This window comes from Vibrio sp. FF145, from assembly GCF_041439075.1.
GTDB lineage: Bacteria > Pseudomonadota > Gammaproteobacteria > Enterobacterales > Vibrionaceae > Vibrio > Vibrio tasmaniensis_A.
In genome coordinates, this window is record NZ_JBGONH010000002.1 from 28092 (window position 1) to 41609 (window position 13518).

Genomic DNA, 13518 nt, shown 5'->3' on the forward strand with positions numbered 1-13518 from the left:
AACAGTTAGTTAGAACCAAGTAATAAGCCCAACTCTACAATGGCAACAATGCCGAGCAACAAAGCCAACACCTTCCAAAACTGGATTGGGTTTCGGTTTATCAAAGGTTGCTTGGCTTTGCTTTTCACCAAACTTTGGTTTGGCGTGTAAAGGTCTGCCACAAAATCCCCCAACACTTGATGGCGCTCGCTTGGTGATTCCGCGCAGGCTTTTTGTAACACCAAATCCACCCAGCTTGGTAAGTCAGTTCGTTTTTGAGTGATGGGTTGGTATTCCCACTGATGATGACGAGATTGCTTAAGTGATTGTGCGGTCATTTCAGAGTAGGGCAATTCACAGGTTAGCATCTCATAGCCGATCACAGCGATAGAGAACAAATCTGAGGTGGTTGTCGCGGTGTTATGTTTGATGGTCTCGGGCGCAATGTAATTGACCGCACCTAATGGAGTGTCGTCTTTGTCTGCGAGCTCTCCTTCTTCAAGTCCTCTCACTAATACAGCGCCGAGGTCGATGATTTTAATCTCACCATCACGTTGAAGCATGATGTTCTCGGGCTTTAAATCTCGGTGCACCATATCCGCACGTTGCAATACTCGAATGCCTTGTGTGATTTTTTCTAGTATGTCGCGTACTTCATTGAGTGACGGCTTTGGATTGTCGTACATCCATTGTCTTAGCGTGATGCCTTCTACCCATTCGCAGATTTGATATAAAAATTGCGAGTTCTCTGGCGTCGGGTAGACCTTCATTACCTTCTTATTGTTCAGCAAGATGCCCGCCCATTGTTCATTAAAGAAGGCTCTCAGTTGCGACGGGCTATCATGATATTGGACGGAAGGGACTTTCAGCACGAACTCGGTTTGTGTCTCTTTCTGCATCACACGATACACATGGCTTCTAGAGCCTGCATACAACACCTCAAGCACCATAAAGTTGTCGATACTTTGCCCGAGCTTTAACGCGGGTGGGATGGCACGTTTAGCCAGTTTTTCATGGAACTCGATGAGCGAAGGCTTAGGTAGATGACTAACTTGCACAATCAAGCAGCTCACGTTGTCTGAACTGTTGTGGCTTAAAGCAGTGTTACAGATGGTTTGTGCTGCGTATTCAAAATCCGCTCCAGGCTTATCGATGTGTTCTTTGAAAGTATTGGGAGCAACAAACTCGTGCACACCATCCGAAGTGAGGATAAAGCAGTCGTTTTTCTTGATAGGCAGGGTTCGATAGTCAACGTTGAGTTGGTTGTCCATGCCTAAGGCGCGTGTTAAGTAATGCTTCTGCCCCATATTTTTACGGGTGTGGTCGCGTGTCAGTTGGCGTAATTCTCCATCTCTTAGTAAGTAAATGCGACTGTCGCCAACGTGAAATATATGCGCGGTGTTCGATTTCAATATCACGCTGCTAAAGGTGGAAACGAGCGCATTATGGTTCACTTGTTGTGCGGGATGAATATTAGAAACAGACGTGTTGAAGAGCCAAGAATTGAGTGAGGTTAAGACCTTTTGTGCCGAACGTTGAATGCTCCAGCTTTGGGGAGTGGCGTAATAGTCGTCGATAAACTGCATCACACTGGTGTGGCTGGCTTTTTGGCCGTGTTCACTGCAACTTGCACCGTCGGCTATACAAGCAACACTGCCTTTTAGCTCTTGCTCAGCGCGAGTTTTTGGGTGTTTTACAATGATGGCGTCTTGTTTTTCATCACGAATGCCTTTATTCGAATAACCACCAAACTTGAGTGTGAGCTGGTTATTTGATTCTGGCGTGACGACTTGCCCTTGGCTGAATGAAATTGTCATAACTGATCTTCTTTTAACTGTTCTTCTTCCCGCTTCCTTGACAGAACATCCTAGGAAGAACAAAAGCTCTAGTGAACGTAGAGCCTTTGAACGAAGCACCTAGCGTTGATGTATTCGCTAAGGTGCCTCTCCCGATTCAATAATATCAATGCTTCTTAGCACAGAGACTAATTTGAAACATTAATTAGCGTGACACTGCCGTCGTCATTCACTTCAGCAATTTGGCCGTTAGGCTCTTCCATGAACATCAGAGTAACGAAGCCTAGTACCGCTGTTCCTGCAATCACTAAGAAGAAGGTTTGGTAACTTACGAATGAAAGCACAGTTAGGTAAACCACCGCACCCACGTTACCGTAAGCGCCAGTCATACCTGCAATTTGACCTGTCATACGACGTTTAATCAGAGGTACTGTTGCAAACACCGCACCTTCACCGGCTTGTACGAAGAAAGAACACGCCATTGCAGCAACAACCGCTAGCCATACTGGCCATGTACTGTCTACTTGACCCATTGCAAAGTAACCTACAGCAAGACCAATCGTCAGAATAAGCAGTGTTGGTTTACGACCGAATTTATCTGAAATCCAACCGCCACCTGGGCGAGACATCAGGTTCATAAAGGCATAAGCCGATGCAACCATACCCGCAAGAACCGGCGTTAATTCAAAGGTTTCAGAGAAGAACAGTGGCAGCATAGAAACAACAGCCAGTTCAGAACCAAATGTCGCGAAATACAACACGTTAAGTACCGCTACTTGCTTGAATTTGTACTGGTGAATCTCAGGCACTTCTTCTTTAAATACGTTCTTGTTTACTTTCCAAACTTGCGACACTTCGTACACGTAAAGTGCGGCTAAACCTGCATACACTGAATACACCGCCATGTCAGACAACATGTTGATGTTGGTTGGTGATAGCTTCCATGTCAGTAGCGCTAAAGCGGCATACATTGGGATCTTCATAATAAGTAGGAAGAAAAAGTCACCCTTTGATGTCACTTCCATTGCCGTTACTTGAGCCGGTTTGAAGTAAGTCGATCCTTTTGGTGTATCCGTTACGTTTTTGTAGAACACAAACGAGAACGCTAAGCTCATTACGCCAGTAATACCGACCGCATAACGCCAGCCGTCTTCACCACCAAATGCTAAAGCCAGAGTTGGAAGCGTGAATGCTGCCGCTGCTGAACCGAAGTTACCCCAACCGCCGTAAATACCTTCAGCTGTACCTAGTTCATTGTGTGGGAACCACTCAGACACAAGACGAATACCAACGACGAAGCCAGCGCCAATGAAGCCAAGTAGGAAACGAGCAATCGCAGCTTGAATGAAAGAGTCTGCCAGAGCAAACATAAAACAAGGGATTGAACAGACCGCGAGTAGCGAAGAGTAGACCAATCTTGGGCCGTACCTGTCGGTTAACATACCAATGGCGACACGCGCCGGAATGGTCAATGCAACGTTGAGAATAAGCAGTGTTTTGATCTCTTCAGTAGAAAGACCAAGCGACGTTTTTACCATTTGCAGTAGTGGGGCAAAGTTGAACCACACAACAAAGGTGATAAAAAAGGCCATCCAGCTTAGGTGTAAGACCTTCATCTTACCCGTAAATGAAAGCAGCGAAAATTTAGTGTTATCCATGGTTTAAATCCTTTAAATCTGGAAAATTACCCGGTTTGTGCATCTGCGTTACTTCCGAACTTCGAACGCTTTTAATGTGCATAAACCCTGTGCCGAAATTGCTCACGCTGATAAAGCGTTTACATGATGATGTCGGCGTTTAGTTAACTGGCGATAGCAAGCGGTGCGAGAACCTGAACCTGTTCTCCTTGCTTGCGAACTTCAAATTTCACGAGTTTGAGATCGGGTTGTTCAAGGCACGCGCCAGTTTCTAAGTGGTAATGCTGCTTGTATAAGGGTGAGGCGACGTAAGGCTCACCGCTTAATGAACCAATTATACCACGTGACATAACATTCGCCTTGCCTACAGGATCGTAATTAGAGAGCCCATAAAGCGTGTCACTGCGCTTACAGTAAAAAATAGCCACTTGGTTATCGTCTACTTTGGCGCAAATACCACCGTTTGGGGTTAGGTCGCGGGTGTTGCATACGGTTGTCCAATTTTCCATGACTTTCTCCTAGTCAAAACATAAAAACTAATAATCAATTTAATTAGGGTGATAGCCAACAGCGGTTTTCTTGGGCTGCGCCGCTGTCGACTATCGATATTGGGTTTAGTTGTTACTGATTCACTCACCAGCAATTCGTCTTACGAAACTTCCGTGACTTCGATTTGGTCAGCCTTGGTAAGCATTTCATCTCGTTGTGAATCTGAAGAAGAGCTCAAGCTCGGCTTAGGAAAACGCTGCTCTCGTTCTTTGATGAATGACAGGCTAGTGTCCATTTCTTCGCTGTTGATGTAGTGCTGGAAACGCTTCATTTTTTCAGGGTTTTCGATGGTGGTTTTCCATTCACACTGGTATTTTTCGATGTTGAGAGCGATATCGGCCTCAAGTTCTTCAGCAACGTTGAGCTTGTCTTCAATCACGACTTGCTTGAGGTATTCGATGCCGCCTTCAAGGTTTTCCATCCAGACCGATGTACGCTGTAGGCGATCTGCGGTACGTGTGTAGAACATCAGAATACGGTCGATGTATTGCAGAAGGGTGATTTCATCAAGGTCGGTAGCAAAAAGGTCACCGTGGCGAGGACGCATACCGCCGTTACCACAGATGTAGAGGTTCCAACCTTTGTCGGTGGCGATAATGCCAAAGTCTTTTGATTGGGCTTCTGCACATTCACGAGTACAGCCAGAAACCGCAAACTTGATCTTGTGTGGTGAGCGTAAGCCTTTGTAGCGGTTTTCTAGTCGAATCGCTAAGCCAACACTGTCGTCGACGCCGTATCGACACCAAGTGCTACCCACACACGATTTCACGGTACGTACCGATTTACCGTAGGCATGGCCTGTTTCAAAACCCGCATCGATTAGTTTTTTCCAGATGATTGGCAGTTCGTTAAGTTGCGCGCCAAACAAATCGACACGCTGACCACCGGTGATCTTGGTGTATAGGTCGAACTCTTTTGCGACTTCGCCAAGCACGATTAGTCTATCGGGTGTGATTTCACCGCCAGCAATACGTGGAACCACCGAGTAGGTGCCGTCTTTCTGCATGTTGCCGAGGTAGATGTCATTGGTGTCTTGCAGTTCGATGTGTTGATCTTCGAGGATGTAATCGTTCCAGTAAGAAGCCAAAATTGAACCGACTGCTGGCTTACACACAGTACAGCCTAATCCGTTTCCGTGAGAATCTAACAGCTCATCGAACGTCTTAATTTTGTTGACTCGAATGATGTCAGTCAGCTCTTGGCGAGAATAAGCAAAGTGCTCACAGATATCGTTAGAGACTTCCACACCTAGGTTACTTAGCTCGCTATCGAGAACCTGTTTAGCAAGAGCAGAACAACCGCCACAACCTGTCGAAGCGTTGGTGGTCTCTTTTAATGCAGCAATAGTGGTGCAGCCAGCAGAAACTGCATCTTTGATATCGCCTTTGGTCACATCAAAACATGAGCAGATCACAGCGCTATCGGGCAGAGCTTCAACACCCATTGCCGAACCTGAATCATCTGCGACATTAGGTAGAATCAGTACTGATGGGTTTTCAGGAAGAGGCATGTCATTTTGTTTGATTTGCAGTAGCGAACCGTAAGCTTCGGCGTCACCGACTAAAACAGCACCGACAATCTTCTTGCCATCAGCCGATATGATCAGGCGTTTGTAAACTTGTTCGATTTCATCGTTATAGGTATACGATTGAGCGCCTTCCGTTTGGCCGTGTACTTCACCGATACTTGCTACGTCTACACCCAATAGCTTGAGTTTGGTACTCATGTCAGCGCCAGTAAATACAGCATCGTCCGTACCGCCGGACACAATATGCGAAGCCGCGACTTTAGCCATCGAATAACCGGGTGCCACTAAGCCGAAGATCTTGTTGTCCCAAAGCGCACATTCACCAATCGCGTACACGTTGTCGATGTTGGTTTGGCAGTGATCATTAATCACGATGCCACCACGTTCACCAATGGCGATATCAGAGCTGTGAGCCAGCGCATCTTGAGGGCGAATACCCGCAGAGAACACGATCATATCGGTTTCAAGGTGGGTGCCGTCTGCAAAGTTCATTCTGTAGCGAGCGTTCTCACCCGCGACTATCTCAGAGGTTGCCTTCTCGGTATGAACTTGCACGCCAAGGTCTTCAATTTTTCTGCGCAGTAGAGCACCGCCACCGTCATCTAACTGCACGGCCATCAGGCGAGGTGCAAATTCAACAACATGTGTTTCCAAGCCAAGGTTTTTGACTGCGTTTGCCGCTTCTAAGCCAAGCAGACCACCACCAATAACGACGCCAGATTTGCTGCCTTTGCTAGATAGTTCAATGGCGTCTAGATCTTCGATGGTGCGATAAACGTGGCAGTGTTCTTGGTCGTTACCGGGAATTGGGGGAACAAAAGGGAATGAACCGGTCGCCAGAATCAAGGTGTCATAACTCTCGGTATGTCCCGATTCAGTCACAACGCACTTATTTTCAGTATCTAGTTGAGCGACTCTCGCGTTGAGAAGGTAATTGACGCCATTACTTTGGTAATACTCTTCGCTGGTTAATGCTAAATCATCAGCATTTCCGCGCTTGAAGTAAGCGGTCAACTGAACACGGTCGTAGGCCAACCTTGGCTCTTCACTAAAAGTAATAACATCAAACTCATCACTGTCTGATTGCAGGATGTTGTCGATAAATTTGTGTCCAACCATGCCGTTACCCACAACGACGATTTTCTTCTTGCTCATAATCCATTCCTTATTCTCGGTGTCACTACCACTAGCATCTAATTTCTAGCTGTTAGCAGATGAATACCGGGTTGAGATTCCACTCAATTCATAATCATCAAGAAAAACAAAAATGTTTTTTCTAAGTCTTGGTTTCTAGTGGAGCAAGGAGGATGCCAGATTGCAGTTTGTTCATTTAAATAAAATTTAATTTATATTTTTCAGTCGTTTAAAATTTATAAGCGGCACGCATTTACCCCTAAAGTGGTATGTGGATTTTTTGTTAGATTTATATAAATGAGCGTTTGTGGTGCAACTTTCCGCAAGATGGTGCAAAAATTAAGTTTCTATCTTGGTTAAGTTGAAATCTATTCAGTGTTGATATTTTGTTTTTTATTAAGTGATTGTTTTTAATGTTAAATATTTCATTTTTGTCGGCTGGTATTAAGTGGCGTGCTATTTGCTTGGTTTGAGTTATTACAATTATGGATAATTGAGCGAGAAACGGATGACCGATTCAAACAGCGGCTGGATAAAATCAACTTGTGCTTATTGTGGTGTAGGGTGTGGAATAGAAGCGAGACCAACATCGTTAGGAAAGCTAGAAGTACGTGGTGATAAAGATCATCCATCAAACTATGGAAAGCTATGTACTAAAGGGATTGCGCTTGGTGATACTGTCACACCTTTAGGACGTCTAACACAGCCGGCTCATATTCAGAATGAGCAAAAACAAGAGCTGGATTGGAACAGTGCTACTCAGTTGGTCGCAGACAAATTCAATCAAACGATTGAAGAATTTGGGGCCGATTCGGTTGCGTTTTATGTTTCTGGTCAGCTGCTTACCGAAGACTATTACGTTGCCAATAAATTGATGAAAGGCTTCATCGGTAGTGGCAACATCGACAGTAATTCTCGCCTTTGCATGGCTTCAACTGTGGTCGGGCATAAGCGAGCATTTGGCGCAGACACAGTACCTGTTTGTTATGAAGATCTCGAGCAAGCCGATCTAGTCGTGATTACTGGCTCAAACCTCGCTTGGTGTCACCCTGTGTTATTCCAAAGGTTAAGAGCCGCCAAACAAGCCAACCCTGTATTAAAAGTGATCGTTATTGACCCGCGTTATACCGACACTTGTGAAATTGCAGATATCCACTTGGCGTTGGAATCCGGCTCAGACGTAGCACTGTTCAATGGTTTGCTAGCCTACTTAGATGACAACGACCTGCTCGACACTAACTACATTGAACATCACACCCAAGGTTTTACCGAAGCCATTCGATCCGCGACTCATTACCGTTATACCGAATCAAGTAAGTGCGACAAAAGTGTTCCTGAGCTCACAGGGTTAACAGAGCAGCAGTTAAAACAGTTCTACAGTTTGTTTGCATCGAACGAGAAGGTGCTGACCATTTACTCCCAAGGCGTGAACCAATCTACACAAGGGTGTGACAAGGTGAATGCCATTATTAACTGCCATTTAGCCACCGGGAAAATAGGTAATCCGGGTATGGGGCCATTCTCTGTAACGGGCCAGCCGAACGCAATGGGTGGCCGAGAAGTGGGCGGTTTAGCCAATACCTTAGCGGCGCACTTTGAATTTTGTGATCCGCAATCACACCAAACCGTGAGTGAATTTTGGCAAACCGACAGCTTAGCCACACATGCGGGGTTAAAAGCGATTGACCTGTTTGATGCGATGAATGAAGGCAAAATCAAAGCGGTGTGGATCATGGCAACCAACCCAGTTGTGAGCCTGCCTGACAGCGAAAAAATCAAAGCCGCATTAGAGAAGTGCCCATTTGTGGTGGTGTCGGATTGTATTGCCGATACTGAAACCACTCGCTTGGCCGATGTGGTGCTGCCCGCACAAGGGTGGAGCGAGAAGTCGGGTACTGTGACTAACTCTGAGCGCCGAATCTCACGCCAACGCCGTATATTACCAAGCCCAGGGGAAGCTAAACCTGATTGGTGGATCTTAAAAGAAGTCGCACAAAAAATGGGGTTCAACGATCAGTTTGATTACCGCCACGAAGGCGAGATCTTCAAAGAGTATTGCGAGATGACAGCGCTCGGCAATGAAACAGGTAAAGCGCGTGACTTGTGCTTAATTGGACTCACGCAACTGGATGAAAAAGGCTATGGCGAACTCACTCCACAGCAATGGCCAGTACTTGAGTATCAACCTGAGATCATTGAGCAGCGTATGTTTACCAATGGTGAGTTCTTTACAGAATCTGGCAAAGCGCAGTTTATTGCAGTTGAGCACGACAAACCGATTGCCGATACCAGCCTTGAATTCCCACTTATCATGAACACAGGCCGAATCCGAGACCAATGGCACACCATGAGCCGCACGGGCTTGGCCGCAGGTTTAGGCGAACACACCCCAGAGCCGTTTGTCGCCATGCACCCAGATACGGTTGCAGAGCTTGGCTTAGATGAGTTTGGGCTAGATGCCTTCAACCACTCCACTATTAATCCTGTGGTGAAAGTACGCAGTGCACAAGGGGAGTGCCAAGCTCGCTTAGTGGTGACCAAAGAGATGCGCCGTGAACAAGTCTTCATGCCGATTCATTGGAACGCACCGACCGCCAAAGACAGTAAGCCGTGTGACTTGATCTTGCCTCATACTGATGCTGCATCAGGCCAACCAGAGTTCAAACATACCCCAGTAGTGGTTGAACCGTGTGGTTATCGCAGTGAAGCCGCACTGGTCAGCGACAAGGTGATGGATTGCAGCGGCTTTGATTACTGGGTTCGCCAAAGAGTGGAGGGCGGTTTTTTGTATCGTATTTCATCATCGAAGAACCCAATGGAGTTGGTGATTCAACTTGCCAACACACTCGATGCTTTACCAGAACCGAATGCAGAGGCGATTAAATCACTCCATTACCACGGCAATAAATCATTCAAGAACTACGGTTCTGCCAAGCTGGGTCAGTCTGGCGTAAAGCAAGCCTTTGTGGTGAACAGTAAGCTCGACCATCAAAGCATCGATTGGCTGGTGGAATGCCTAACCCGAGAAGCCGATGAAGAGTTCGAAGCCGAGTTTTTGAGTGCTTTGGCGAGGTAGTTACTACCTCTCACTCACCGTACCTATAGCGAAAGCGCCGACAACCATGTTGGCGTTTTTTGTTTGAAAATTAGATACATAAGATATGGCCATTCTTGGTCCATACTGCAGCTCAATCCTCATACGAGTCACTGGCCTTTTAGCTCAAATACTTAGGTTGCCTTAAATCAATAAACAAGATTACGACCAATCTATACATTGAGCCATTGCTTGGCTTTAGCTTTAACTATATGTGAAATTTATGATTTCGGTCATATTTGATGCGAAATAAGTAGGTAAGATTCTGTTATTAAATAAGTTATTTTAAGCGGTCTGTTCTATTTAGTTACTAAACAGAATTGTGTCAGGTACGCATGAAGAACTATTCACACGCATCTACAGTAAGTATCGCACTTTCAAACTTGATACTAAGTGTTTTAATAAAAACTGAGGAAATGATGACTAGGAATTATTGGGGTTACAGAATAAATAAAGACAAAATTGACTTCTTTCGTTCTGAGTTAGAGCAGGGACGGTTACGTCAAGGTTGGGGATGGGATCCAAAACAGTGCTTGAACAACTTGGAAATGGATAGTGGTGCAAGAAGAAACCTTCCTATTTTTAATAAAGTTAAAAAAGGTGACATTTTACTCATTCCTCGACTTCCTACGTGGAATGAAGTCGCTGTAGTTGAAGCAACTGAAGATTTTGACAAAGGGTACAAATATGAAATTGATCAAAATCTTGGAGATTTTGGTCACATTTTTCCAGCAAAGCTTATAAAACAATTTGTTAGAAAAAATGAGTCAATTTCGGGTGATATTCGTTCTACATTAAAAAATGTATCAAGGTTTTGGAGCATAGGGCATTGCGCTGATGCGATCGAACAAGTTATCTCAAAAGAAGACTCTGAATTAAGGAATGAAGTTAGTTTTACAGATCGATTCCACAGTATTCTGACTGATAGTTTATCAAATAGCTTTGATACGGAAAGTTTTTCTAATGAAGTTTATGACCGTTTGAATGCGAATTTATCTAACGAAGAGTGGGAGTACGCTTTAGTTGAGGGACTTAAAAAAATATACCCTGCTCCAGTTGTAGTTGAGCGTACGGGGGGAATTTTAGAAAAGCAGCATGGCACGGACATATTGATCAAATTCCCAGGGTTATCCGACTTTCAGTATGCAATAGCTATTCAAGTGAAAGATTATTCTGGTTATATGTCTGGTTATGCTGTTCAGCAAATTTCAAAGGCTGATGGTTACTGGAAAACTGAGGGGCTAGTACTCATAGATAAGTATGTGATCGTTACTAAGTGTAAAAGAGAACAAAATTTGGATGTCGCACTCTTAGATGATTCAGTAAAAATTATTTTTGCGAATGAACTAAAAGAGCTGTTATTAAAAATAGGAATGAGCGAGATGGGGTTGTCAGTCGATACCAACAACTAACAAATAATTCAGGAATGATTCAGTATACCTGGAATTTAAAATTCGGCTTACTTCAGTGATTACAATGATAATTTTAGTGTATTGGTTGCGTTGTCAGCTATCTAATGGGAATTATTGCTTAGGAAATAAAAATGGCGTTTGTAATAGCAAATACAGCAACCAAAAATCAGTTGCTCTATGCATTTGAACCAAGTCTTTCAGCAGACTGTATAGACTTTAAGATTGTTCAGCTTGAACATGTTCAGTATGACCATGATGGCAATATATTGGTTGACTCTGGGACTCTAAAAGAATTTGAAGCTTTGGGCATTCCGGTATTCGAAAGGAAGTCATCGGCGAAACAATTTCTGGTGGGTTTAAATTTGGTAGGTAAGGCTAAGTATGTTGGTGTACGTTACAAACGTGCCTTTGAACATCAATATATAGATCTAGGCTTATTTTCAAGTTGGACGGCTCTAAATCGCTAAACGTGAGCTTCGTTATAATCAGGACTATGGCGTCATGGTTAATTTTTGACGTTATCTTTATCCTAGATTACATAGTTTATCTGTATCGAATGTAAGCTTATAACCATCCTTTTCATGCCGGCAACTATCGCTACTTTTGTGGGTTTTCCTGAATCTAACAATTGTTCATATGTTGTTAGATGTAAGGTTGCATTCCATGGCTAACATCATTGTCCAAGTTGGCTGGGTGTTCTTGTCTAATAATGTTTACCACAACACGCTTCAACGCATTAGCGGCAGCCATACCATTTTTGACTAAGCATGAAGAATAGTGTGATTTTACCTAGGTCGATACTGAAGAATCAGACATGTATAATACGATGCAATTAAGCACTACACAAGTGTAGCAGATCCTCGGAAGAGGGCGCCCATGTTACTCGCTAGGTTACCAATAAAAAAAGGTATTTTCATGGTTAAAAATGACTTTCAATTTATTAACGAATTAGCGGTCGATTTCTTTGGTCAGCAGTATATTGTTGAGCGACTGAAGCTCATTGAAAGTAATAAGTTGACTGGTTGGGAGATCTGGCTTCAGGTTGAATTTGCCATGTTTCTGGAAACTCAACTGCTTGTGGATGAATGGATCCGAGAGTTTCAGTATTCAATGGACAGGCGAATCTCTAAGAGTAAAAAATTCATGGCGATAGACTTTTTGATTCGAAAGAAAAATGCCCGACTTGGGCATTATATAGCACTTGAAATCAAACAAAACTTGAGTGCCGCTTCATGTATTGCAGGTATGATGAAAGACGTGTGTAAAATTAGTCAAGTGAAAGGTTCAGAGAACGATATTAGATCAATGTGGTCATTGGGTATTCATCCTTTTTTACCGCAAGTACAGCTCGAGACTTTAGTTAATGAATACGCAGAAAGCTATGATGTCGAATTGGCGTCGGGCTGTATTTCAACGAACCGAATAGGCAAGACCAAATTTGCGTTTACAGTATTTTAGCTAGCAAATAAGGATGAAGTCTTTACGCAGCCAACACTAAATCCCAAGTGTTGAACAAGCCCGAAGCCACTTCATTAAATAAATTGTACGATTGCATTTGAAAGGCACATCGCTTTGAGGTTCTCTTAAGGCGAGTGAGGTCCAAATAAGGTAGCGATAACAATCTTATTAATCATTTAGCCATTTTCCTGTTTCTTTCGTCGTCACATCTCCTCTGATTCCGAAAATGCCATTCTCTTTATTTGCGATGCCTTTCGGCTGGGTTAAAGTCACCATCAAATTATGAATCGATACTGGATGTGATAATGGGAATTAATCGCATTAATCATTTGCCTTGCAAGTATTGATTGGTAAGGTGTTGTTAAAGATAGGTTTATCGTATTTTAAGTTGGTTGGCTTTATGGAGGAGGAACAATGGGAAGTGGCAAAAAGAATATTTGGCTTGAGTCTGATTCGATTGTAACAAGGAAGAGCCCAAAGCCTCTTAAGCTTAATACGTTAGAAAATATCTACGTTAAAGAGCATGACATTAAAAGTAAAATCACAAGGTCGTTCTTTATTGCGCTTGTGTTTAGTTTACCTATTTTCCTTTTTCGTCCACTTGCTGGTATTGGTGTGTTTTCCATAATTGGCATCGCTGGATACCTTTTAACCAAAAAGTATGAGTTACGTGTCGGTGTTTTCAATAACGATGACGTTGGTGTTGTAGAGTCTGGGTTATATTCGTCAAACAAACGCGAGGAACTCGATGAAATAGTAAGGCTCGTGATGGAATATAAAACAGGCAAGTAATAAAAAATAAGGATTAATATGATGCGTTACGCTCGGCGGTTACGCTCGATGGTTACAGTAAGAGTACCGTGTACTTAACTAGCTCTTTGGGGTTCACTTTCTTACGGGCGTTAGGATTGATATTGATTATTGACACATA

Annotated in this window: 9 protein-coding genes; 5 read left to right on the plus strand and 4 right to left on the minus strand. The window is 43.7% G+C overall.

Features of this window, described 5'->3' with window-relative positions:
* Positions 1 to 5: 5 nt before the first annotated feature.
* From ACED42_RS01185 to nirB, 4 genes are all read right to left on the minus strand, one after another.
* Positions 6 to 1796 carry a protein kinase gene (locus ACED42_RS01185; RefSeq protein WP_371701056.1) on the minus strand — a complete coding sequence of 597 codons (1791 nt, stop codon included), beginning with the start codon at positions 1794 to 1796 and terminating at the stop codon, positions 6 to 8.
* A 167-nt stretch (positions 1797 to 1963) separates the two neighbouring features.
* Entirely contained in the window at positions 1964 to 3433 is a 1470-nt protein-coding gene (locus ACED42_RS01190) for a NarK family nitrate/nitrite MFS transporter (RefSeq protein WP_371701058.1), read from the minus strand.
* A 143-nt stretch (positions 3434 to 3576) separates the two neighbouring features.
* On the minus strand, positions 3577 to 3921 hold the full coding sequence (nirD, locus tag ACED42_RS01195) for a nitrite reductase small subunit NirD (RefSeq protein ID WP_004730303.1): 345 nt from the start codon (positions 3919 to 3921) through the stop codon (positions 3577 to 3579).
* Positions 3922 to 4061: 140 nt separating this feature from the next.
* Positions 4062 to 6644: a nitrite reductase large subunit NirB gene (nirB, locus tag ACED42_RS01200; RefSeq protein ID WP_371701059.1), complete on the minus strand. Its 2583-nt coding sequence runs from the start codon at positions 6642 to 6644 to the stop codon at positions 4062 to 4064.
* 472 nt (positions 6645 to 7116) lie between these two features.
* Between nirB and ACED42_RS01205 the strand changes: the two genes are divergently transcribed.
* From ACED42_RS01205 to ACED42_RS01225, 5 genes are all read left to right on the plus strand, one after another.
* Positions 7117 to 9699 carry a molybdopterin oxidoreductase family protein gene (locus ACED42_RS01205; RefSeq protein ID WP_371701061.1) on the plus strand — a complete coding sequence of 861 codons (2583 nt, stop codon included), beginning with the start codon at positions 7117 to 7119 and terminating at the stop codon, positions 9697 to 9699.
* 353 nt (positions 9700 to 10052) lie between these two features.
* On the plus strand, positions 10053 to 11129 hold the full coding sequence (locus ACED42_RS01210; RefSeq protein WP_371701063.1) for a hypothetical protein: 1077 nt from the start codon (positions 10053 to 10055) through the stop codon (positions 11127 to 11129).
* Between the two features lie 131 nt (positions 11130 to 11260).
* Positions 11261 to 11596 carry a hypothetical protein gene (locus ACED42_RS01215; protein ID WP_371701065.1) on the plus strand — a complete coding sequence of 112 codons (336 nt, stop codon included), beginning with the start codon at positions 11261 to 11263 and terminating at the stop codon, positions 11594 to 11596.
* A 448-nt stretch (positions 11597 to 12044) separates the two neighbouring features.
* Positions 12045 to 12587 (plus strand): hypothetical protein, encoded by a 543-nt coding sequence (locus ACED42_RS01220; protein ID WP_371701067.1) that lies wholly within the window; start codon positions 12045 to 12047, stop codon positions 12585 to 12587.
* A gap of 414 nt (positions 12588 to 13001) precedes the next feature.
* Entirely contained in the window at positions 13002 to 13379 is a 378-nt protein-coding gene (locus tag ACED42_RS01225; protein WP_371701068.1) for a hypothetical protein, read from the plus strand.
* Positions 13380 to 13518: the final 139 nt, after the last annotated feature.